Annotated in this window: 22 protein-coding genes; 20 read left to right on the plus strand and 2 right to left on the minus strand. The window is 68.0% G+C overall.

The features are described from left to right. Nucleotides 1–76 precede the first annotated feature (76 nt). Nucleotides 77–751 carry a DNA methyltransferase gene (locus tag LI336_RS00335; protein WP_227130631.1) on the plus strand — a complete coding sequence of 225 codons (675 nt, stop codon included), beginning with the start codon at nt 77–79 and terminating at the stop codon, nt 749–751. An 18-nt stretch (nt 752–769) separates the two neighbouring features. Here the strand turns inward: LI336_RS00335 and LI336_RS00340 are convergent, their stop codons facing one another. Together LI336_RS00340 and ribH are read right to left on the minus strand one after the other, a co-directional pair. Continuing rightward, nucleotides 770–1,918 carry a pyridoxal phosphate-dependent aminotransferase gene (locus tag LI336_RS00340; protein WP_227130632.1) on the minus strand — a complete coding sequence of 383 codons (1,149 nt, stop codon included), beginning with the start codon at nt 1,916–1,918 and terminating at the stop codon, nt 770–772. Beyond that, nucleotides 1,915–2,328, minus strand: coding sequence for a 6,7-dimethyl-8-ribityllumazine synthase (gene ribH, locus LI336_RS00345; RefSeq protein ID WP_227130633.1), 414 nt, complete (start codon nt 2,326–2,328; stop codon nt 1,915–1,917). The genes LI336_RS00340 and ribH overlap by 4 nt, the downstream gene beginning before the upstream one ends. Nucleotides 2,329–2,473: 145 nt before the next feature. On the opposite strand from ribH, the gene LI336_RS00350 reads away from it, so the two are divergent. The 19 genes from LI336_RS00350 to LI336_RS00440 all read left to right on the plus strand — a co-directional run bounded on the left by LI336_RS00350 (nt 2,474) and on the right by LI336_RS00440 (nt 23,309). Continuing rightward, a complete protein-coding gene (locus LI336_RS00350; protein WP_227130634.1) occupies nt 2,474–4,621 on the plus strand; it encodes a flippase activity-associated protein Agl23 in 2,148 nt (715 codons plus the stop codon). Nucleotides 4,622–4,648: 27 nt separating this feature from the next. After that, the gene (locus LI336_RS00355) at nt 4,649–5,812 is read left to right on the plus strand and encodes a 5-(carboxyamino)imidazole ribonucleotide synthase (RefSeq protein ID WP_227130635.1); all 1,164 of its coding nucleotides are present in this window, start codon (nt 4,649–4,651) and stop codon (nt 5,810–5,812) included. Between the two features lie 30 nt (nt 5,813–5,842). Continuing rightward, nucleotides 5,843–6,481 (plus strand): AIR carboxylase family protein, encoded by a 639-nt coding sequence (locus LI336_RS00360; RefSeq protein WP_227130636.1) that lies wholly within the window; start codon nt 5,843–5,845, stop codon nt 6,479–6,481. A gap of 498 nt (nt 6,482–6,979) precedes the next feature. Further along, nucleotides 6,980–7,378: an NADH-quinone oxidoreductase subunit A gene (locus LI336_RS00365; protein ID WP_227130637.1), complete on the plus strand. Its 399-nt coding sequence runs from the start codon at nt 6,980–6,982 to the stop codon at nt 7,376–7,378. Nucleotides 7,379–7,390: 12 nt separating this feature from the next. Then, the gene (locus LI336_RS00370; protein ID WP_227130638.1) at nt 7,391–8,092 is read left to right on the plus strand and encodes an NADH-quinone oxidoreductase subunit B; all 702 of its coding nucleotides are present in this window, start codon (nt 7,391–7,393) and stop codon (nt 8,090–8,092) included. After that, nucleotides 8,089–9,759 (plus strand): NADH-quinone oxidoreductase subunit D, encoded by a 1,671-nt coding sequence (locus tag LI336_RS00375; protein ID WP_227130639.1) that lies wholly within the window; start codon nt 8,089–8,091, stop codon nt 9,757–9,759. The genes LI336_RS00370 and LI336_RS00375 overlap by 4 nt, the downstream gene beginning before the upstream one ends. Further along, entirely contained in the window at nt 9,759–10,838 is a 1,080-nt protein-coding gene (locus tag LI336_RS00380; protein ID WP_227130640.1) for a complex I subunit 1/NuoH family protein, read from the plus strand. Before LI336_RS00375 ends, LI336_RS00380 begins: the two co-directional genes overlap by 1 nt. Next, the gene (locus tag LI336_RS00385) at nt 10,835–11,296 is read left to right on the plus strand and encodes a NuoI/complex I 23 kDa subunit family protein (RefSeq protein ID WP_227130641.1); all 462 of its coding nucleotides are present in this window, start codon (nt 10,835–10,837) and stop codon (nt 11,294–11,296) included. Before LI336_RS00380 ends, LI336_RS00385 begins: the two co-directional genes overlap by 4 nt. 12 nt (nt 11,297–11,308) lie before the next feature. Next, on the plus strand, nt 11,309–11,581 hold the full coding sequence (locus tag LI336_RS00390; protein ID WP_227130642.1) for an NADH-quinone oxidoreductase subunit J: 273 nt from the start codon (nt 11,309–11,311) through the stop codon (nt 11,579–11,581). Then, nucleotides 11,578–12,186, plus strand: a complete 609-nt coding sequence (locus LI336_RS20480) for an NADH dehydrogenase subunit 6 (protein WP_227130643.1) — start codon at nt 11,578–11,580, stop codon at nt 12,184–12,186. Before LI336_RS00390 ends, LI336_RS20480 begins: the two co-directional genes overlap by 4 nt. After that, a complete protein-coding gene (gene nuoK, locus LI336_RS00400) occupies nt 12,186–12,491 on the plus strand; it encodes an NADH-quinone oxidoreductase subunit NuoK (protein WP_227130644.1) in 306 nt (101 codons plus the stop codon). The genes LI336_RS20480 and nuoK overlap by 1 nt, the downstream gene beginning before the upstream one ends. Nucleotide 12,492: 1 nt before the next feature. Then, complete coding sequence (gene nuoL / locus LI336_RS00405) at nt 12,493–14,607, plus strand: NADH-quinone oxidoreductase subunit L (RefSeq protein ID WP_227130645.1); 2,115 nt, start codon at nt 12,493–12,495, stop codon at nt 14,605–14,607. Continuing rightward, nucleotides 14,608–16,155, plus strand: a complete 1,548-nt coding sequence (locus LI336_RS00410) for a complex I subunit 4 family protein (protein WP_227130646.1) — start codon at nt 14,608–14,610, stop codon at nt 16,153–16,155. A gap of 221 nt (nt 16,156–16,376) precedes the next feature. Then, entirely contained in the window at nt 16,377–17,864 is a 1,488-nt protein-coding gene (locus LI336_RS00415) for an NADH-quinone oxidoreductase subunit N (protein ID WP_227131422.1), read from the plus strand. 91 nt (nt 17,865–17,955) lie between these two features. After that, the gene (locus LI336_RS00420; RefSeq protein WP_227130647.1) at nt 17,956–19,440 is read left to right on the plus strand and encodes a DHH family phosphoesterase; all 1,485 of its coding nucleotides are present in this window, start codon (nt 17,956–17,958) and stop codon (nt 19,438–19,440) included. A gap of 53 nt (nt 19,441–19,493) precedes the next feature. Then, a complete protein-coding gene (locus tag LI336_RS00425; RefSeq protein WP_227130648.1) occupies nt 19,494–20,297 on the plus strand; it encodes a CBS pair associated ParBc domain-containing protein in 804 nt (267 codons plus the stop codon). A 79-nt stretch (nt 20,298–20,376) separates the two neighbouring features. Continuing rightward, a complete protein-coding gene (locus LI336_RS00430; RefSeq protein WP_227130649.1) occupies nt 20,377–21,441 on the plus strand; it encodes an ABC transporter ATP-binding protein in 1,065 nt (354 codons plus the stop codon). Beyond that, nucleotides 21,438–22,208 (plus strand): ABC transporter permease, encoded by a 771-nt coding sequence (locus LI336_RS00435; RefSeq protein WP_227130650.1) that lies wholly within the window; start codon nt 21,438–21,440, stop codon nt 22,206–22,208. Before LI336_RS00430 ends, LI336_RS00435 begins: the two co-directional genes overlap by 4 nt. A 42-nt stretch (nt 22,209–22,250) precedes the next feature. Then, a complete protein-coding gene (locus tag LI336_RS00440; RefSeq protein ID WP_227130651.1) occupies nt 22,251–23,309 on the plus strand; it encodes a PAS domain-containing sensor histidine kinase in 1,059 nt (352 codons plus the stop codon). Nucleotides 23,310–23,314: the final 5 nt, after the last annotated feature.

A 23,314-nucleotide genomic window follows, 5' to 3' on the forward strand; every position in this document is an offset into this window, starting at 1 on the left:
CGACGACAGGCCCAGTCGTGTCGCGCGGTAGCACGCGTCCACAACACTGATTCTGCAGAGTCCGGATGACTGGCTCGTGAGAACGTTCCTGTCCCTCGAGTACGCACACGACACCGCGCTCCCCGCGGACCACGACGACGAGTTCCGGACGCCGCACGCGCTCGTCGAACGGTTCCTCACCGAGTACACCGAGCCCGGCGACCGCGTCCTCGACCCGTTCGCTGGGTTCGGGACGACGCTCGCCGTCGCCGAGCGACTCGACCGCGAGGCCTACGGTATCGAGTACGACGCCGACCGCGTCGAGCACGCCCGCGACGCGGTCGCAGACGCTGCCCGCGTCCACCACGGGAGCGTCCTCGACCTCGACGACGCGTGGTTCCCCGCGTGCGACATGTGCTTCACGTCGCCGCCGTTCATGGAACGCACCGACACCCGGAACCCCTTCGAGAACTACGCCGGGGAGAGCACGTACGTCGACTACCTCGACGACGTAGAGCGCGCGTTCTCGCGCGTCGAGTCGGTTCTCGCGACCGGCGCGCACGTCGTCGTCGACGTCTCGAACATGAAGCACGAGGGTCGCGTGACGACGCTCGCGTGGGACGTCGCCGACCGCGTGGCGAACGTCCTCGAGTTCGACGGCGAGGTCGTCGTCGGCTGGGAAGCAGGCGACGACCGCGACCACGGCGACGGGACGTTCGGCTACGGCTACGACCACTCGTACTGCCTGACGTTCACGAAGAAGAACGAGTAGCGCGCCGTCGCGGAGCCCTCAGATGAGGTCTTCGTCGGCGAGCCGCTGCACGCCCTCGCGGAGGCGCTCTTCACTGGCTGCGTAGGACAGTCGCGCGTAGCCGGGCGTGCCGAACGCGCTCCCGGGGACGGTCGCGACGTGCGCGTCCTCGATGGCGGCCTCGCACCACGCTTGGTCGTCGTCCGCCACCTCGGGCATGAGGTAGAACGCGCCGTCGGGGGTCGCCGCGTGCACGCCGTGGTCGTCGAAGAGGTCCACGAGGAGGTCGCGACGCGACTCGAACGCCTCGACCATCTCCTCTACTGCGTCGTCGGTGTTCTGGAGCGCTTCCACGCCCGCGTGCTGGACGAAGTTCACCGCACACGACACCGAGTGACTGTGGAGCTTGCTCGACTGGTCGACGAGCGCCTGGGGCGCCGCGTAGTAACCGAGCCGCCAGCCGGTCATCGAGTACGCCTTCGAGAACCCGTTCAGGGTGATGGTGCGGTCGCCCATGCCGTCCAGGCTCCCGAGGCTCGTGGACTCGACGCCGTACGTGATCTCCTTGTAGATCTCGTCGCTGATGACCGCGACGTCGTGCTCGACGGCGAGGTCGCGCACGCCCTCCATCGCCGCGTCGGAGTACACTGCGCCGGTGGGGTTGCTCGGCGAGTTCACGACGAGCAACTCGGTGTCGTCCGTGACGACCTCCGCGAGTTCGTCGAGCGCCGGCTCGAGCTGGAAGTCGTACGGCGACGTGTCCACGCGACTGAGCGTGCCGCCCGCCATCTTCACCATCGCCTCGTAGGACACCCACGCCGGGTCCAGGAGAACGACCTCGTCGCCGTCGTCGATGAGCGACATGATGATCTCGAACAGGCCCTGCTTGCCGCCGGGGGTCACCACGACCTCGTCGGTCGCGTAGTCCAGGCCGTCGTCCGCGAGCTTGTCCACGATCGCTTCCTTGAGCGCGGGGATGCCGTTGCTGGACGTGTAGCCGGTGTGGCCGGCGTCCATCGCGGCCTTCCCCGCCTCGACGACGTTCTTCGGGGTCGGGAAGTCTGGTTCACCGACGCTGAGGTCCACCACGTCGTGCCCCTCCGCTTCGAGTTCGGAGGCGGCGTTCGAGATGGCCAGCGTCGCGGACGGTTCCACGCGTTCGACGCGAGAAGCGAAATCCATGGTCATGAGTCGTCCTCGAGTTCGGCGACCAGGTCGAGCGCGCCGTCGACCGCGTGCGCGGCGTTCTCGACGCGCTCCCTGGCTTCCGCACCGCTCATTCCCGGCCCGGTCACGCCGAGGGTCACCGGGGTGTCGCGCTCCAGGCTCACGTCCGTGAGCTTCTGGGCGGTCGCGTTCCCGATGACCTCGTCGTGGTTCGTGTCGCCGGTGACGATCGCGCCGACGACGGCGACCGCGTCGACGTCGTCCCGTCGCGCCAGCCGGTCCGCCGCCAGCGGCGAGTCGTACGCGCCGGGGACCGACGTGACGTCGACGACCTCGGCGTCGCGCGCAGCGGCCGCCGAGAGCGCGGCGTCCTCCATCTCCGCGGTGACCGACCGATTGAATTCGGCAACCACCAGTCCGAGCCGTGCCATACACCACCGGTTGCCGAGACGCCACAAGAACCTACCGGGACCGGCTGCACGGGCAAACGTTGCCGCGCTCGCCGGCCGCGATCGGGCCCGGAGCGGGCGTGCGGATTGACAAAGCCCTTACCGTCCGGGGGACAGGTGGGGAACGATGACCTCTCGTCGGACCGACCGACGCGGCACGTTCGCCGCGCTGCTCGCGCTCGCGGTCGGTGGGACGCTCGCGCGAGTACTCGCGCTCGGCGACCGCATCGCGCACTGGGGCGAAGCCCGCCTCGGGTACGACGTCCTCCGGTACGCCGCGACCGGCGTCTTCGAGTACCGACCGGTCACGCACGGCCCGCTGCTCTATCACGTCGACCGCGTCCTCTTCGAACTCATCGGGGCGTCCGACCTCGTCGCGCGCCTCCCCGTCGCGGTCGTCGGCGGCCTCCTTCCACTCGCGGCGTGGCTGTTCCGCGACCACCTCCGAGACAGCGAAGTGCTCGCGTTCGGCGTGCTCCTCGCCGCGAACCCCGTGCTCGTCTACTACTCGCGGTTCGTGCGCAACGACGTCCTCGTCGCCGCGTTCGCGCTCGCCGCGCTCGGGTTCCTCGTCCGGACTCGACACACGGACGACGCGCGATACCTGTATTCCGCGAGCACGTTCGGCGCGCTCGCGTTCGCCTCGAAGGCCAACGCTCCCCTCTACGTCGCGTTCTGGATCGCCGCCGGCCTCGTCGTCGCGGACCAGCGCGCGTTCCTCCGCGCCGTCGCCCGACGGCCAGTGTTCGACCATCGTCGCGGCGGCGAACTCGTCGCCGCGGTCCGAGCGCGCGGCACGCCCGAGATGGCGGTCGTCGCAATCTTCAACCCCGTCGTCGTCCTCGCGGTCGGCCCGTTCTCGACGGTCGTCGTCGCCGTCCTCGTCGCCGTCGTCGCGCTCCTCGCCGGACTGTCGCTCCAGGACGCCGACCGCATCGCCGACCGGAACGCGGTCTGGCTCGTCGGCGGCGTCGTCGCCGCGTACGTCGGCGCCTCGGGCTTCCTCGGGTCTCCGCTCGCCGCCGGGAGCCGCGAGGTCGCGTTCGCACTCACGTGGCTCGCCGCCGCCGCCGGCATCGTCGGCGTCCTCCTCCGCGGCACCGCCCTCGGCGCTCGCGTCCGCCGGTGGCGTGCACCCGGCGTCCTCGCGACCGTCTGGTTCCTCGCCCTCACGCTCGCCCTGTTCGCGCCACGGAACCCCGACGGGCTCGGCCTCTGGAGTTCGCTCGCGGACCCACTCGCACTCCCCGCGCTCGTCGAAGCCGGCCTCGTCACCCCACTCACGGAGTACTACGGCGTCTGGGTCGCGTCCAACCACAACGACTACCTCACGTTCACGCTCCCGCTCCTCCTGACGCTCGCGGTCACGAGCCTCACGGTCGTCACCGCGGGCGTCCTCGGGTTCGTCGCGAACCGCTACGGCGACCGCGACGAACTCGTCGAGTTCGCGCTCGTCTGGGGCGGCCTCGCCGCGGTAGTCTCCCCGCTCGCGATGCTCGTGAACGCCCCCTGGCACGCCGTCCACGTCGTCGTCCCGCTCGCCATCCCCGCGGCGGTCGCCGTCGCCGCGGTCGCCAGACGCCTCGCGACGGCAGCGCGCGAGCGCGACCCCGGGGTCGCCGGCGTCGCCGCCATCGTCCTCTGCGTCGCACTCGCCGTCCCCCTCACCACCGCCGCCGGCACCGCCTACCTCCACCCCCAGAGCCAGGACAACCCGCTCGTCCAGTACGGCCAGCCAGCCGACGACGTCCGCGACACCCTCGAACGCGTCGACGCCGCGGCCGGGGCGAACGAGGACGGCCCGGACGTCGTCTACTACGGCGCGTACTTCTACCTCGAGAACCCCGAGCGCGTCGACCGCCTCCCCGTCGGCGACGTCTACACGCAACGCGACGACGGCGAGTACGAACTCGTCGAAGCGAACGAAGGCTGGTACAACCGCCTCCCGCTCCCGTGGTACACCGCGTCGATGAACGCGACGACCGACAGCGCCCGGACGCTCGCCCGCCTCGAAGAGCTCGCGGCGACGGAGCCGCCCGTCGTCGTCGTCCGCTCGCAGCTCGCCGGGAACGTCTCCACGGTCCTCGGTGGCGGCTACGACCGGACGACGTTCAACCTCACGCAGCGCAACGTCACCGTCACCGTCTTCGTCGACAGCGACGCCGGGGTCACCAACGCGCTGGATGCGCCCGCGGTCGAGCGAGCGACGAACGCGACCGCCGTCGGCGATGCCGGCCAGTCCGGCGTTCGCGCGCATGGAAGGAGGAACCGTTAAGCGCCGGCCCGCAGAACCCCTCGCGTGATGACCACGCTCTCGACGCCCGGCCCGACGCTCGGGGTCGTCGGCGGCGGCCAGCTCGGACGGATGCTCGCCGAAGCCGCCTCGCCCCTCGGCGTCGACGTCCTGGTTCTCGACCCGACGCCGGACTGTCCGGCCGCGCCACCGGCACGCGACCAGATCGTCGCCGACTTCGACGACACCGACGCCATCCGCGACCTCGCCGAACGCGCCGACTACCTCACGTTCGAGATCGAGCTCGCCGACCAGGACGCGCTCGAACGCATCGAGCGCGACACCGGCGTCCCCTGTCACCCCAAGCCCGCGACGCTCGATTTGATCCACGACAAGCTCGTTCAGAAGCGCGCGCTCGCCGACGCCGGCGTGCCCGTCCCCGAATTCCACGAGGTCGAATCCCCGAGCGACGTCGCGGACGCGCTCGACGACCTCGGCGCACCCGCGATGCTGAAGGCGCGCACCGGTGGGTACGACGGCCGCGGGAACGTCCCCGTGGACGCCGACACCGACCACGCCGCCGCGCTCGCCGAAGTCGGCGGCGAAGGGAACGCGATGGTCGAGTCGTTCGTCGACTACGAGCGCGAACTCTCCGTCATCGCCGTCCAGGGCGACGACGACACCGCCGCGTTCCCCGTCGGCGAGAACGTCCACCGCGAGCAGATACTCCGCGAGACCGTCGTCCCCGCCCGCACGAGTGACGACGTCCGCGACCGCGCCCGCGACGTCGCACTCGACGTCCTCGACGTCCTCGACGGCCGCGGCGTCTACGGCATCGAACTGTTCGAACACGCGGACGGCAGCATCTCCGTCAACGAGATCGCGCCCCGGCCGCACAACTCCGGACACTGGACGATCGAGGGCGCGCACTCCAGTCAGTTCGAGCAGCACGTCCGCGCCGTCCTCGGCTGGCCGCTCGCCGCGACCGGCCTCCGCGGGCCGACCGCGATGGCGAACCTCCTCGGCGACGGCGACCACTCGCGGGACGCCGTCGTCGACGACGTCGACGTCATCCTCGAAGCGCCCGGCGCGAACCTCCACTGGTACGGCAAACGCGAGACGCGCCCGCTCCGGAAGATGGGCCACGTCACGTGCGTGCAGACGGCCGACGAATCCGTCGGCGACCTGCTCGCCGGCGCCCGCACCCTCCGCGACGGCATCGCGTTCGACTGACCCACACCCACCATCGCCTCTCAGCACCCAATGACAGACAGACTGCAAGCGCTCATCGACGACCTCCACGCACAGGCCGACGACGACCGACCCAGCGACGAGACGCCCGACGTCGGCATCGTCATGGGATCGGACTCGGACCTCGACGTCATGATGGGGACCGCCGAGTCGGTGGGCGCATACGACGCGCTCGTCGACGAACTCGGGTTCGCAGAACAGACCGACTACGACGACGCCCCCGACGCGCGGTTCACGTTCGAGACGTTCGTCGTGTCCGCCCACCGGACGCCCGAACTCATGTACGCGTACGCCGAGACCGCCGAAGCACGCGGGCTCGACGTCGTCATCGCGGGCGCCGGCGGGAAGTCCGCGGACCTCCCGAACATGACCGCGAGCATCGCGTACCCGGTTCCCGTCGTCGGCGTCCCCGTCCAGGAGAAATCGGTCGACTCCGTCATCGGGATGCCCACGGGCGCGCCGCTCACCGCCGTCGACGCCGGGAAGAGCTTCAACGCCGCGCTCTCCGCGGCGATGATCCTCGCCCGCGAGCACGACGACCTCCGCGACCGCCTCGTCGACTACCACGAGGGCCTCAAGGCCGACGTCGCCGACGTCTCCCACGACCTCCACACGCTCGGCACCCCTGGCTTCCGCGAGAAACACGAGTGACGCGCGGACGGCCCGACCGTCCGACGAAGGGCACGGGTATCCTACACGGACGGCGTTCAGCGAACCGATACGTTCGTCCCGCAGGGACGGTCGGCGATGCCGGTGCTCCGGCGGCCCGACGACGGCACGGACGGACCGGCGACAGCGGACCGCGACGCCGACGACGGCGAGGAGCACGCGCCAGATACCGACGAGCACAAGCCAACCGGCGGCGGGCGCGCGCCAGCGTCTCCGGCGCCGCCGCCGACACCCCAACCGACGCAGAGGACGCCCTCGCGCTCGGCCCGCGCCGGGACGTCGCCCCGACCGTCGACCGCACCCGGACCACCGACGCTCGCGTGCGCGCAAGCGCCCAGTGAAACAAAACAGCGTAGTACACCGGGCTCACGTCGATTCCTTCGTCTTCCCGACGGATACCCCCGCAGGAACCCGAAAACCCCAAGAATCAACCCTTATATGGGTGCGCTTCAAACCCGCAGATGATACGGAGTACACGGTATGAATCCATGGATAGCAGTCGGGGCGCTCGGGGTCGTTTCAGTGGTGATACCGCTGAGTATGATGCTGGTATCGTCGCTGTTGCGGCCGAGCGTTCCAGAAGACAGTAAGCGCACCACGTACGAGAGCGGTGAGGTCCCCACCGGCGGGACTCGCATCCGCTTCAACATCCAGTACTACATGGTCGCACTCCTGTTCGTCGTCTTCGACATCGAGACCGTCCTCATCTTCCCTTGGACGGTCATCTATCGGTCTGCTCTCGAAGACGGCGTCGGACTCGTGACCGTTCTGGCGCCGATGCTCATATTCATCGGCGTCCTCGTCGTGGGGCTCGCCTGGGCGTGGCACAACGGCGCCGTGCAGTGGTCGCGCGACCCGCAGGCGAGTGAGACACAGTAACCCCGTCAAACAATGAGTTCAGACAACACCACGGACGGCGGCAGCACAGACGCACTGACCAAGACGCGTGAGGCACGCATGGGCGCAGGGCTCGACGACCGCTTCAACTCGAAGCTCCGCGAAGCCTTCGGCGCCTCACCGTTCATCCTCACCAAGTTCGACAAGTTCATGAACTGGGTGCGTGGGTCGTCGATGTTCATGCTGCAGTTCGGTATCGCGTGCTGCAGCATCGAGATGATCCACACGTACGCCATCAAGCACGACCTCGACCGGTTCCACGCCGGCGTGCCGCGGGCGAGCCCGCGACAGGCGGACGTCATCATCGTCCCCGGAACCATCGTCTCGAAGTTCGCGCCGCGCATGAAGCGCGTGTACGACCAGATGCCCGAGCCGAAGTTCGTCGTCGGCATGGGGTCGTGCACCATCAGCGGCGGCCCGTTCCAGGAGGGCTACAACGTCGTGAAAGGCGCCGAGGAGGTCATCCCGGTCGACATCCACGTCCCGGGCTGCCCGCCCCGCCCCGAAGCGCTCATCTACGGCGTCGCGAAGCTCCAGGAACGGATCGCGAACGGCGAATCCAGTCCCGTCACCGTCAAGCCCTACGAACTCGAGCAGTTCGGGGACATGGAGCGCGACGAGGTCGTCGACCAGCTCGCCGACCAGATCGACGAGGATACCCTCGCGATGCGGTACAACTGGGCTGATTCGCCATGAGCTTGGAACCAGTTCGCGACGACACGCTCGACGCCGACGGCAACGTCGACCCGCAGGCCATCCTCGACCTGCTCGGGGACCGCGTCCTCGACATCGAGGAGCACATGAACGCCGACATCGCGGTCGTCGTTCGCCCGGACACCGTCGAGGAGACGCTGCTCGCGCTCCGCGACGAAGCCGGGTTCGACCACTGCTCGCTCGTCACCGCCCAGGAGTACGAGGACCGCTACGAGTCCATCTACCACCTGAAGCAGTACGACGACCCGACGAACGAGGTCAGCGTCGTCGTCCCTGCGACGAAGGACGACCCCGTCAGTCAGTCCGGGAACGCCGCGTACCGGACGTGTGACTGGCACGAGCGCGAGGCGTACGACCTGGTCGGTATCGAGTACGAGAACCACCCCGACATGCGGCGCATCCTCATGCCCGAGACGTGGCAGGGGCACCCGCTGTCGATGGACTACGACCAGGACCGCCCGCAGGTCGTCACGCTCGGCCAGCACGACAACCCGCTGAAGGACGACATCCGGGACGAGGAGAACGACACGATGTTCATCAACATCGGTCCGCACCACCCGGCGACCCACGGCGTCCTCCACGTCAAGACCGTACTCGACGGCGAGACGGTCGCTAACGTCGAGTCCGACATCGGGTACCTCCACCGCTGCGAGGAGCAAGTGTGCCAGAACGGCACCTACCGGCATCAGATAATGCCGTACCCGGACCGCTGGGACTACGTCTCCGCCGGCCTCCTCAACGAGTGGGCGTACGCGCGCGCTGCCGAGGACCTCGCCGACATCGAGGTCCCCGAGTACGCGCAAGTCATCCGGACGATGGGCGCGGAACTCTGCCGGGTCGCCGCGCACATGCTCGCGCTCGGGACGTTCGCACTGGACGTCTACGGTGACTTCACCGCCATCTTCCAGTACGCGTTCCGCGACCGCGAGGTCGTCCAGAACATCCTCGAGGAGCTCACCGGCCAGCGGATGATGTTCAACTACTTCCGCCTCGGCGGTGTCGCGTGGGACCTCCCCGAGCCCCGCGAGGACTTCTTCGAGCTCACGCGGGACTTCCTCGACGGGCTCCCGGGCAAGCTCGAGGAGTACCACGACCTCATCACGTCCAACGAGATCTTCCAGCTCCGGTGCGTCGACACCGGCATCCTCGAGCCCGAGGTCGCGAAGTCCTACGGTGCGACCGGACCGGTCGCTCGTGCGTCCGGTGTGGACTACGACCTCCGGCGCGACGACCCGTACGGCTACTACGACGAGCTCGACTGGGACGTCGTCACCGAGGACGGGAAGGACAACTACGCGCGCGTCCTCACGCGGATGCAGGAGGTCGAGGAGTCCGCGAAGATCATCAAGCAGTGCGTCGACCTGCTCGAGGAATGGCCCGAGGAGGAACGCACCATCCAGTCGAACGTGCCCCGGACGCTGAAGCCGGAGAACGACACGGAGACGTACCGTGCGGTCGAGGCGGCGAAGGGCGAACTCGGTATCTACATGCGCGCGGACGGCACGGACAAACCGGCGCGGTTCAAGATCCGGAGTCCGTGCTTCTCGAACCTCCAGACGCTCCCGGAGATGGCGCAGGGCGAGTACATCCCTGACCTCATCGCGAGCCTCGGGAGTCTCGACATCGTCCTCGGCGAGGTGGACCGCTGATGGCGACGCAGACGCTCCCCGAGTTCATCAGCGAGATCACTGGACTCGGGTCGTTTGGCGTCGCCGGCGAGTTCGTCGCCGCGATCGTCGGTGCCGGCATCATCGGCACCATCATGCTCACGTACACCGGCATCGCCGGCCCGTGGGCGAAGCGGAAGATCACGGCGGCGTTCACCGACCGGTACGCGGCAAACCGGATGGGTCCGTTCGGCCTGCTCACGATTCCGGCGGACGCGCTCCGGCTCCTCTCGAAGGAACTCATCATCCCCGAGCGCGTGGACCGGCCCGCGTTCGACCTCGCGCCGCTCGTCGTCGCGGGGTCCGCGCTCTTCGCGTTCGCGGTCATCCCGATGGGTTCGCTGTTCGGCATCAACATGCAGATAGCGGACCCCGAAGCGGGGCTCGCGTACGCGTTCGCCGTCGCGTCCATCGCGACGCTCGGCCTGACGATGGCCGGGTACGCGAGCGCGAACAAGTTCTCGTTCATGGGGTCGCTGCGCGCGATCGCACAGAACATCGCGTACGAGATTCCGCTCGTCCTCACGGGCGCCTCGGTCGTCATCTTCGCCGGGTCGCTCCAGATGAGCGAGATCGTCGCGGCGCAGACGATCAGTGGCGGTGCCGAGCCGCTGTTCTCCATCGCTGGCCTCGGCATCCCGCCGTGGTTCGCGTTCGTGAACCCGTTCGCGTTCGTGCTGTTCACGATCGCGAACATCGCTGAGGTCGGCCGGAATCCCTTCGACATCCCGGAGGCACCGACCGAGATCGTCGCCGGGTACCAGACGGAGTACTCCTCCGTGTACTTCGTCCTCATCTACCTCGGCGAGTTCCTCCACATCTTCCTGGGTGGCGCCATCGCGGCGACGCTCTTCCTCGGCGGGCCCGCAGGGCCCGTCCTCCCCGGATTCGTCTGGTTCACGATCAAGATCTGGGGCTTCTTCCTGCTCACGCAGTGGGCGCGCTCCGCGGTCCCGCGCGTCCGCATCGACCAACTCATCGAGATCGGCTGGAAGGGCATGCTCGTGCTGTCGTTCGCGAACCTGCTCCTGACGGCCGTGATCGTCGGGGTGATAGCATGATTGGAATCCTGAAAGGCATGGCGACGACGATGAAGCACGCGCTCGACGGTGAGAAGTTCACCGTCCAGTACCCCGAGGAGACGCCGGAGGTCTCCGCGCGATTCCGTGGGGTGCACAAGTTCAGTCAGGAACGATGTATCTGGTGCCGGCAGTGCGAGAACGTCTGCCCGAACGACACCATCCACATCGTGACCGACGACCAGCGCCAGGGCGAAGAGTACAACCTCCACATCGGACAGTGCATCTACTGTCGGCTGTGCGAGGAGGTGTGTCCGGTGGACGCGATCCTGCTCACGCAGAACTTCGAGTTCACCGGCGACACGAAGGACGAACTCGTGTACAACAAGGAACAGCTGAAGAGCGTTCCGTGGTACAAGGACATCGACCCGCTCGAATCCCGCGAACCCGACCGTGGTGCGTGGATCGGTGAGGGCGATGGCGAAGTCGACTATCAGTAAGCAAACGAAACAATGGCACTAGCAGAAACCATCGCTTTCGCGCTGTTCGCCTTCGTGACGCTCGGGGCGGCGGCCGGGGTCGTCCTCGTCGAGGACGTGTGGCACGCCGCACTCCTCGTGGGGGTGAGCCTGCTCAGCGTCGCGGTTCACTTCGTGATGCTGCAAGCGGAGTTCATCGCGGCGATGCAGGTCCTCGTCTACGTCGGCGGGGTTCTCATCCTCATCACGTTCGCCGTGATGTTGACGCGCGAGAGCGATACCGAAGGCGGGGTGGTACAGAGATGACGACCAGACCTGAGTTACGCGACACAGGTGGGCTGCTGCCGGCGGTGGCGGCGGTCGGCCTGTTCGTCGTGATGGCGGCGGTGTTCCTCGGTGCACCCATCGGGGACGCGGCCGGGTTCCCGCAGAACGCCGAGGTGGCGAACGAGTCCATCGGGGACGCGAGCGTCGCGTCGAACGCGAGCATCCAGACGACGAACAACGGGACGTTCGCGCAGGTGGCGACGGCGAGCGGGAACGAGTCGACGCTGCTGACCGAGGATACGGGCGTGAACGCGACGATCGTCACGGCCGGTGGGTCGGCGTATGGCGTCGTCTCCGAGCCAGTGAGCGTCACGGCGACCATCGGGTACGCGATGTTCGGACTCTCCAGCCAGTTGCCGGACGAACTGAAGAGCGAGAGCTTCCTCGCGGTGTTCGAGATCATCGATCTCGTGCTCGTCGCGGCGCTCGTCGGTGCAGTGACGCTCGCGCGACGCGAGGACCTGAGTACGGTCGTGACGCTGTTCACGTCGTCCGAGGACGCTGCACCGAGCGGCGCGGTCGCGGCGGACGGTGGCAGCGAACCGGACGTCTCCGAGGAGTCCACTGACGGAGGTGACGCCTGATGGCGGTACCTGCCGAGTACTACCTCGTGCTGTCCGCGGGCCTGTTCTGTATCGGCCTCGCTGGTATCCTCACCCGGAAGAACGCCCTGATGTTCCTCATGAGCGTCGAGCTCATGCTGAACGCCGCGAACATCAACTTCGTCGCGTTCAGTCTCTACTGGGGGAATCTCACCGGGCAGACGTTCGCACTGTTCACGATGGCGTTGGCGGCCGCGGAGGTCGCCATCGGTATCGGCATCATCCTCGTCCTCTACCGGAACTTCGGGGACGTGGACGTGACCGACGCAGTGGGGATGAGGTGGTAAGATGACAGGAACTACTCCGTTCGCGTTCGAGTTCGCGCCCGCTATCGCGGCGCTCCCGTTCGTATCGTTCCTGATCGCGCTCGCGTTCGGCGACCGGATGCCGAAGGGCGGTGCGCTCGGTGGTATCCTCGCGACTGCCGGGTCGCTCCTGTTGTCGCTGTGGGTGTTCGTCACCGTCTCCGGTGGCAGCGCGTACGTGCACGACATCCACACGTGGACGATCCTCGACGCAGGCGGTGCGCTCGGGGACGTCAACCTGCACTTCGGACTGCTGCTCGACCCGCTGTCGGCGATGATGCTCATCATCGTGAGCCTCATCGCGTTGCTCGTGCACGTCTTCAGTCTCGGGTACATGAACGACGAGGGCGAGACCGGCCTCCCGCGGTACTACGCCGGCCTCGGCCTGTTCACGTTCTCCATGCTCAGTTTCGTCATGGCGGACAACCTCCTGCAGGCGTTCATGTTCTTCGAGCTCGTCGGCCTCTGCTCGTTCCTCCTCATCGGCTTCTGGTTCCGGGAGGACGCACCGCCGAGTGCGGCGAAGAAGGCGTTCCTCGTGACGCGGTTCGGGGACTACTTCTTCCTCATCGGCGTGGTCGGCATCATCGCGACGTTCGGCACGAGCCGGTTCGCGGTCGTCGGTGACGCCGCTGCGGCGGCGTTCCCCGTCGAGGCGGCGAAGGTCCTCGGCGTGACGGAGGGGACCGCGACGGCGGTCATCCCCGGTGGGATGGACCCGCAGCTGTGGTTCACGATCCTCGGACTGCTCGTCCTCGGTGGCGTCGTCGGGAAGTCCGCGCAGTTCCCGCTGCATACGTGGCTCCCGGACGCCATGGAGGGCCCGACGCCGGTCTCCGCGCTCATCCACGCGGCGACGATGGTCGCAGCCGGTGTGTACCTCGTCGCTCGCATGTACGGGTTCTACCTGCTGTCGCCGACCGCGCTCGGTATCATCGCACTCGTCGGCGGGTTCACGGCGCTGTTCGCGGCGACGATGGGCGTCGTCAAGAAGGAGATCAAGCAGGTGCTCGCGTACTCCACCATCAGCCAGTACGGGTACATGATGCTCGCACTCGGCGCTGGTGGGTACGTCGCGGCGACCTTCCACCTGATGACCCACGCGTTCTTCAAGGCGCTGCTCTTCCTCGGCGCCGGGTCGGTCATCATCGCGATGCACCACAACGAGAACATGTGGGACATGGGTGGCCTGAAGGAGAAGATGCCCGTCACGTACTACACGTTCCTGTCGGGCTCGCTCGCGCTCGCGGGCATCGTGCCGTTCTCCGGGTTCTGGTCGAAGGACGAGGTCCTCTACGAGGCGTTCGTTCACGGGCTCGGGACCGCGGGGACGCAGGGCACGCTCCTGCTCGTCGCGTACGCGTTCGGACTGCTCGCCGTGTTCTTCACGGGATTCTACACGTTCCGGATGGTGTTCCTCACCTTCCACGGCGAACCGCGCAGTGACACCGCGAAGGACCCCCACGGCGTTCGCTGGAACGTCAAGGGCCCGCTCGCGGTCCTCGGTATCCTCGCGGCGGTCGTCGGCCTCGTGAACATGGTGCCGGTGAAGAAGCTCACCGGTGCGAACATCGACTTCCTGCACAAGTGGCTGAAGGGACCGGAAGCCCTGAAGGCCCAGACGTCGGTCGCGCACTACACCGACGGTGACACGAGCCTGCTGCACGAGGGCGCGCACTACGTCGCCGGCACGCTCGCTGGCGGCGAGGTCGGGACGGTCCTGATCTCGGCTGCGGTCTCGCTCGGCCTCGCGCTCGCCGGTGCGGGGCTCGCGTATCGCCTGTACAACGTCCCGGAGCCCGTCGAGCACACGGACAAGCTCGGCGCGGCGAAGGACGTGCTCTACAACAACTACTACCAGGACGAGTTCCAGGTGTTCCTCGCCGAGCGCGTCACGATGCCGCTCGCGAAGGCCGCTGACACGTTCGACCAGAGCGTCATCGACGGCGCGGTCAACGGCGTCTCCAGCGTGAGCCTGTTCTCGGGCCGTCGCGTCAAGCGCGTCCAGACCGGGTTGGTCACGAACTACGCGCTCCTGTTGACGCTCGGGTTCCTGGTGCTACTGGTGGCCATGGCGGCCACGGGAGGGTGGTTCTAAATGATCGACGGCACTATCGAAGCGTTACTCGCGGTGACACTGGTCGCATCGTTCGCCGTGCTCGTCTCGCCCGACCGGTACGCCGCGAAGCTGGCGACAGCGCTCTCGCTGTTGCCGCTCGCAGGCAGTCTGGTGATGTGGAGTGGATTCGAGCCGGCCGGCAACGCCCTGGTGGACGGCGAGTCCGCTATCGGGTACATGAGTCAGGTCGAGTGGTTCGACCTCGGCGGTATCACGCTCCAGTGGTTCGTCGGCGTCGACGGCGTCGCGATGCCCCTGGTGGTGTTGACGACGGTACTGACGACGCTCGCGCTCGTGAGCGCGTGGACGCCGATCAGCGAACGCCAGAGCCAGTTCTACGGGCTCGTGCTGTTCCTGGAGGCGTCGCTGCTGGGCGTGTTCACGGCACTGGACTTCTTCGTGTGGTTCGTCTTCTGGGAGGCCGTCCTCGTCCCGATGTATCTGCTCATCGGGGTCTGGGGTGGCCCGCGCCGGAAGTACGCCGCCATCAAGATGTTCGTGTACACGAACGTCGCGAGCCTCGTGCTGTTCATCGGGTTCGTCGCGCTCGTGTTCGGGCTCGGTGACAGCGTCGCGACGTTCGGCCTACCGGAGATCACGCAGGCGCTCCGCGACGGCGTCGCCCCTGACGGTCTGCCGGGCGTCGGCGCGGAGTCCCTGAAGCTGTTCGCGTTCCTCGCGATGTTCGTCGGGTTCGCGGTGAAGGTACCCGTCGTCCCCGTGCACACGTGGCTGCCGGACGCGCACGTCGAGGCGCCGACGCCGGTGTCGGTGCTGCTGGCGGGTGTCCTCCTGAAGATGGGGACGTACGCGCTACTGCGGTTCAACTTCACGATGCTTCCGGACATCGCGACGGACCTCGCGGTCCCCATCGCGGTGTTCGCTGTCGTGTCCGTCATCTACGGGGCGATGCTCGCCCTCGCGCAGACGGACCTGAAGCGCATCGTCGCGTACTCCTCCGTGAGCTCCATGGGGTACGTCATCCTCGGACTCGTCGCGTACACGACCATCGGGGTCAGTGGCGCGACGTTCCAGATGATCTCCCACGGCCTCATCTCGGGGCTGATGTTCATGGCGGTCGGCGTCATCTACAACGTCACGCACACGCGCATGGTCTCGGACATGTCCGGGATGGCTGACCGGATGCCGGTGACGGTCGGGATCTTCGTCGCCGGTGCGTTCGGTTACATGGGCCTCCCGCTCATGAGCGGGTTCGCCGCGGAGTTCTTCGTGTTCGTCGGGTCGTTCCAGTCGACGGTGCTGCCGTCGGCCCCGGTGTTCACGGGCGCTGCGATGTTCGGTATCGTCATCGTCGCCGGCTACCTGCTGCTGGCGATGCAGAAGACGCTGTTCGGCGAGTTCCGGCTGGACACCGACTACGAGGTCGGGCGTGCGGCGTTCCACGACGTCGCGCCGCTGTTCGTCCTGCTCCTGCTCGTCATCGCACTCGGCGTGTTCCCGGACCTGTTCATGGAGATGATCGAGACGGCGATTGAGCCGGTTGCGAGCATCGGAGGTGGTGCCTGATGAGTAGTCACGCGTCCCTGTTCGCGCTCGGACCGGCGCTGTACCTGGCGGCAACGGGCCTGCTCGTGCTCGTCCTCGATTCGGTCGGGCGGACGACGCGGCTCCCGTTCGCGCTCGGGTCCGCGGTGTTCGGCGTTGCGGCGGTCGGCGCGGCGGCGGTCGCCGCGTTCACCGGCGGGACGCTCCTCGGACTGGGCGTCGGCGCGCACGCGTTCGCGGCGATGAACGCGTTCCTCGTCGCGTTCCTCGTCTACCTCGTGGACCCGTCCGGGTCGAACCGGCTGCTGGTCGCGTCCGTCGCGGTCGCCGGCGCCGTGTTCTCGCTCGGGAACGCCGCGTACTACCTGGCGTACTTCGGGACGACGAGTGACGCGCAGGCCGCGCTCCTGTTCGGCGACCAGCTGGTCGTCGACCAGATGAGCCTGCTGTTCATGGCGATCGCGGCCAGCGTGACGGCGCTCGTCGCGCTCGCGTCCTACGATTACCTCGAAGGGCACGCGTACCAGGCGGAGTACTACGCGCTCGTCCTGCTCGCGGCGACCGGGATGAGTCTGATGGCGGCCGCGAACTCGCTGGCGACCGTGTTCGTCGCGATGGAGCTCGCGAGCCTGCCGTCGTTCGCGCTCGTCGCGTTCCTCAAGAAGAACCGCGGGAGCGTCGAAGCCGGCTTGAAGTACTTCCTCATCGGCGCGCTCTCCTCGAGCTTCTTCGCGTACGGGATCAGTCTCGTGTACGCGACCACGGGCTCGCTCCAACTGGAGGCGGTCGCGAGCGCGCTCTCGGGCGGCACCGAGTTCGTCGGGATGCTCGGGATCGGGATGCTGATGCTCGTCGGTGGGTTCGCGTACAAGACCGCGAGCGTCCCGTTCCACTTCTGGGCACCGGAGGCGTACGAGGGTGCGCCCGCGCCCATCAGCGCGTTCATCTCGTCGGCGTCGAAGGCGGCCGGGTTCGTGATCGCGTTCCGCGTGTTCACGGTCGCGTTCACGCCCGCTGGGTTGTTCGCGAGCCTCGGTATCGACTGGGTGCTCGTCTTCCAGATCCTGGCGGTCGTGACGATGACGCTCGGTAACTTCGCGGCGGCGACCCAGGAGAACGTCAAGCGGATGCTCGCGTACTCCTCGATCGGGCACGCGGGCTACGTCCTCATCGGGCTGGCGTCGCTCGGCGGCGTCGCCTCGCAGGGCGACACCGTCCTCGGCGCGAGCATGATGCACCTGTTCGTGTACGGGTTCATGAACACGGGCGCGTTCCTGTTCATCGCGCTCGTCGAGTACTGGGGCGTCGGTCGGACGTTCGAGGACTACGCTGGCCTCGGGCGGAAGGCACCGGTCGCCTGTGCGGCGATGACGGTGTTCCTGTTCTCGCTTGCGGGCCTCCCGGTCGGGGCGGGCTTCCTCTCGAAGTACGTCCTGTTCTTCGGTGCGGTCAGCGCCGGGTTCTGGTGGCTCGCGGCGGTCGGTGCGATCAACTCCGCGCTGAGCCTCTACTACTACACGCGCGTCGTGAAGGCGATGTGGGTGGAGGAGCCAAACGGCGAACTCGAACTGCAGGGTCGCCCGACGGGGCTGTACGCGGCGGTCGTCGCGGCAGCGGTCGTGACGGTCCTGCTGCTCCCCGGGTTCTTCCCGATCGCCGAGACCGCGATCGAGGCGGCGAACGCGGTGCTGCCGAACGCGGGCGACACGACGACGGCGTTCTTCGGCTGAACGCCCCTGGCGCCCGATTCCGGTCGTTTCAGCGGTTCTTTCGTTCTCTCGAGGTCGGTAGGTTTTACCGTGCGGAGGGGGTAGCCGGGGTATGGTTTCGCGGGTCGTTCTCGGGTGTGGTGCCGTCGGGCAGCGCCTGGTGGCGCGCCTGGCCGACCGTGGGGGCGTCGCCGCGGTCGTCTGCGAGAGCGAGAGTCGCGTGGACGCGCTGCGGTCGGAGAACGTCTCGGCGACGGTCGGTGACCCGACGGATGCGGCGGTGCTCGCGGAGTTACCGGCGGCGACGGCGGTGGTCGTGGCGACGGACGACGCGGTCGTGAACCACGACGTCGTGCGTGCGGTCCGCGACCGGTACGGTGACGTGTTCGTGCTGGCGTACGCGGGGAGTCGGTCGACGACCGAGCAGCGGGACGCGTTGGCGTCGGTGGCGGACGCGGTCGTCGACCCGACGTCGGTGCTCGTCGAGAGCGTCGGCGGGCAGGTGGCCGGGGAGCGCGCGGAGGACACGCGCCGGCTCCGGCAGGTGCTCCGGGAGGTCGACGGCGGGCTCGCGGTCGTGATGCACGACAACCCGGACCCGGACGCGATCGGGAGTGCGGTGGCGCTGGCGACGCTCGCGGAGGCGCTGGGCACGCCCGCGGTCCCGTGTTACTTCGGCGATATCAGTCATCAGGAGAACCGCGCGATGGTGAACCTCCTCGATCTGGACCTGGAGAACCTCTCGAGCGGCGACGACGCACTGGAGCGGTTCGGTGGGTTCGCGCTCGTCGATCATTCGCGGCCGGGCGTGAACGACCAGCTCCCGCCGACGCTGGAGGTGGACGTCGTCGTCGACCATCATCCGCCGCGTGGCGCGGTCCCGGCGCGGTACACGGACCTCCGCGAGGACGTCGGGGCGACGAGCACGCTCGTGCTCGACCACCTGCATCGGTACGGTATCACGCCCTCGTCGACGGTCGCGACCGCGCTCATGTACGGTATCCAGGTTGATACGCACGACTTTGCACGCGAGGTGTCGACGCTCGACTTCGAGGCGGCGGCGTCGATACTGCCGAGCGTGGACGTCTCCTTGCTCGCGAAGATGGAGTCGCCGAGCGTGAGCGGCGATACGATGACGACGCTCGCGGCGGCGATCCAGGACCGCGAGGTCCGTGGGAGCGTCCTCGTGTCCTGTGCGGGCCAGATCAACGACCGGGACGCGCTCCCGCAGGCCGCCGACAAGCTCCTGACGATGGAGGGCATCACGACGGTGCTCGTGTACGGCGTGCTCGAGGACGACGTCCTGATGTCGGCGCGAGCGCGTGGTCGGGACGTCGACCTCGGGGAGACGTTACGGGTCGCGTTCGACCACATCGGGAGTGCTGGCGGGCACGCGGACATGGCTGGCGCGCAGGTCCCGATAACGAACGCGTTCGGCGAGTTCGAGACCGACGACGAGCGACTGGCGGCGGTCCGGGACGTCGTGACGGAGGCGTTCTTCGACGCGCTTCGGGAGCGCCCGCGCGGGACGAACGTGGACAGCGACGCCGCGGTCGGGTTCGAGTTCGAGAACATGCTCGACGTGAACGACGACTGAGTGCGCTCGACTGGAGGGAGAGGCTTTTCGTCGCGGGCGCCGAAGGCCGGGCCATGAAAGGCGACGACGGGGATGGGCGGGGGACGCCGCACGTGAAGGATTACATGACGCAGGACGTGGTGACGGTGTCGCCCGACGAGACGGTCGGTGAGGTGGCGAAGATGATCGCGGGAAGCGAGGAGCACAGCGGGTTCCCGGTCTGTGAACGACGGCGCGTGGAGGGGTTCGTGTCGGCGCGAGATCTCTTGCTCGCGGACGACGACGAGCCGATATTCAAGGTGATGACGACGGACCTCATCGTCGCACACCCCGAGATGAAGGTGACCGACGCCGCGCGCGTCATCCTGCGGTCCGGCATCCAGAAGCTCCCGGTGGTGGACGACGCGGGGAACCTCGTCGGCATCATCTCGAACGCGGACGTCATCCGCAGTCAGATCGAGCGCGCGACGCCGGAGAAGGTCGGGAAGCTCCGCCGGACCCTCGAGAACATCCACGGCATCACGCTCGAGCAGGAGCGCCGCGAGGTCGACCTGGAGGGACTCGTGCCGACGCAGACGAAGGTGTACGCGGACGAACTCGAGGGCCGCCGGTACGAACTGGAGCGCGGGCTCGCGGAGCCACTCGTCGTCATCGACAACGCCGGCCAGATGCTGCTCGCTGACGGCCACCATCGCGTGATGGCGGCGGACCGACTCGGGCTGGAGTCGATGGACGCGTACGTCATCGTCATCCGCGAGCGAATCGACCTGGGGATGGCGAAGACCGCCGAACGCGAGGGACTGCGGTCGCTCGAGGACGTGAACGTCGTCGACTACGCGCGCCACCCGCTCGTCGAGACGACCAAGCGACTGCAGTAGCGGTCCCCCGAGCTATCAGTATTCGTATCGGATGGTCCTTCAGGAAACGTTGACCTTCGTGGAGCCCCTCGGTGTGGACGTGACATCGAGTCCCCGCTCCGACGATGGCCGCGTGGACGTTGCCGTGTCCGCGGACGGCCTCCGGAAGGAATACGGCGACATCGAGGACGGCGGCGTGCTCGCGGTCGACGACGTCTCGTTCAGCGTCGACAGCGGTGAGATCGTCGGACTGCTCGGGCCGAACGGTGCCGGGAAGACGACGACGATCAAGATGCTTCTGGGTCTCGTCACGCCCTCGACGGGGTCGGCGACCGTCGCCGGCGTCGACGTCGAGGAACACCCGCGCCGGGCGTACGAGCGCGTCGGCGCGATGCTCGAGGGTGCACGGAACGTCTACTGGCGGCTGTCGGTACGGGAGAACCTCCGCTTTTTCGCGGCTATCGGCGGCGCCGACCCGAGCGACGTCCGGGACCGCCACGACGACCTGCTGGAGACGCTCGGTATCGCCGAGAAGGCGGACGTCCCGGTCCGCGAGCTCTCCAGGGGCCAGAAGCAGAAGGTCGCGCTCGCGTGCACGCTCGCCCGCGGTGCCGACGTCCTCTTCCTCGACGAACCGACGCTCGGTCTCGACGTCGAGAGCTCGCTCGACCTCCAGCGGGAACTGCAGCGCCTCGCACGCGAGGACGGCGTCACGGTCGTCCTCTCCAGTCACGACATGGACGTCGTCGAGCGCGTCTGCGACCGCGTCGTCATCCTCGCCGACGGCCGGGTCGCGGCCGACGAGCGCGTCGAGGACCTCGTCGAGGTGTTCGCCACGCAAGCGTACCGCGTTCGAGCGTCCGCCGAACCGGGGCTCCGCGACGCCGTCGCCCACGCCGGGACGATAGAGTCCTGGACGGAACGCGACGGTATCGCTCGGTTCGAGGTCGTGCTCCCCGACCAGGAGGCGTTCTACGAGCTCGTCGACGCCGTCAGGGAGAGCGGCGCTGCCCTGGAGGCGTTCGAGAGCGTCGACCCGGACCTCGAGGACGTGTTCGTCCAGATAACGTCGGGCGACGGCTCGCGTGCGACCGCAAAAGAGGGTCGTGCGGGCGAGCGCGCGACGTCCAGCCCGCCGGTGACGGACGGAGGTGACGAGCGATGAGCTACCTGACGCTCGTCGAGGCGCTCGCCCGGAAGCGGTACGTCATCCTCCGGGAGTACCCGGTGAACACGCTCACGCAGCTCGCGGTGACGTACATGTTCTTCGCGGGCATCTTCTTCGGCGGGCAGGCCGTCGCCGGCGCCGCCATCACGGACAGCCTCCCCGGTATCATCGTCGGGTTCTTCGTGTGGACGATGGCCATCACGGCGTTCGCGGGGGCGGCGCGCTCCATCATGGACGACGCCCAGTGGGGGACGCTCGAACAGCTGTACATGTCGCCGTACGGGTTCGAGCGCGTGATGGCTGCGAACGCCGTCGTTCGCCTCCTCGAGTCGTTCGCGTGGGGTGGCGCCATCCTCGCGGCGATGCTCGCCACCACCGGCCAGTCCCTCACGCTCGACGTCCTCACCGTCGTCCCGCTGGTCGTCCTCACGGTCGCGAGCGCGCTCGGCATCGGGTTCGTGTTCGCCGGGCTCGCACTCGTCTACAAGCGTATCGACAACATCTTCGGACTCCTCAACTTCGGGCTGCTCTTCCTCATCGCCGCCCCCACCGACCAGTACCCCTTCCTCGCAGTCCTCCCGCTCTCCCAGGGCAGCACGCTCCTCCAGCGCGCGATGACCGACGGCGTCGCCATCTGGAACCTCCCCGTCGTCGACCTCGCCGTCCTCGTCGCGACCGCCGTCGGATACGTCGCAGCGGGCGTCGTCGCGTTCCGGTTCGCCGAACGACGCGCGCGCCGCGACGGCCTCCTCGGCCAGTACTGAAGCCCGCAAACCATATGCCCGCGAGACGAGTACGATTCCTCCATGACAGGTCCTGCGGGCGTCCTCTCGTCGTTCCACGATTCCCTCGGAGATGCCCTCTACGTCTTCGATACGTCCGGCGTGCTCGTGGACGCGAACGCGCGCGTCGGCGAGGTGTCCGGGCTCCCGACCGCGGAGATGCTCGGGACCACCCACGAGGAGCTCCTCGACGAGTACGGGGCGAACGAGACGACGAACCGCGGGCGAGCGGCCTACCGGGCGGTCGCGTCCGGCGACGAGGACCGGTCGCGCGTCGAGTTCGAACTCCGGAACGTCCACGGCGACGTCGTGCCCGTCGACGTCCGGTACGCGCGCCACGACGAGTACGTCGTCGCCATCCTCCGGAACCTGACCGCCGTCCGCGAACGCGAGCGCGAGCTCGCTCGGCTCTCCGAGCAACTCGAGGTCCTGAACCGCGTCCTCCGGCACGACATCCGGAACGACATGAACGTCGTCGCGGGCTGGCTCGACGAACTCGGCCCGCACGTCGACGCCGGCGGTGCGGACGCGCTCGCGAACGTCAGGGACGCCGTCTCGCACACCATCGCGCTGACGACGGAAGCCCGCGACCTCGCCGAGGTCCTCATCCAGGGCGGCGAGATGCCCGTCGAACCGATCCAGCTCGACGTCGTCCTCCGCCAGCAGGTCGAGAAGACCCGACGCAAGTACCCTGACGCCACCGTTCGCGTCGACGGTGACGTTCCCGCGGTCGCCGTCGTCGCGAACCAGATGCTGTCGTCGGTCTTCGACAACCTCCTCGGGAACGCGATCGTGCACAACGACCGCGAGGAGCCGACCGTCGTCGTCGACGCGACCCTGACCGCGGCCGACGATGCGGACGCGGTCGTCGTCCACGTCGCCGACGACGGCCCCGGCATCCCCGACGCGATGCAGGAGTCCCTGTTCGGTCGCGGCGAGAAGGGCGTCGACAGCCCCGGCACCGGCATGGGGCTGTACCTCGTCGACCGGCTCGTCTCCGGGTACGGCGGCGACGTCCACGTCGAACCGAACGACTCCCGCGGGACGGTCTTCACCGTCACCATCCCCGTCGCCGACGACTGACCGCC

Origin of the sequence: Halorubellus salinus, assembly GCF_020567525.1 — an archaeon.
Lineage (GTDB): Archaea > Halobacteriota > Halobacteria > Halobacteriales > Natrialbaceae > Halorubellus > Halorubellus salinus.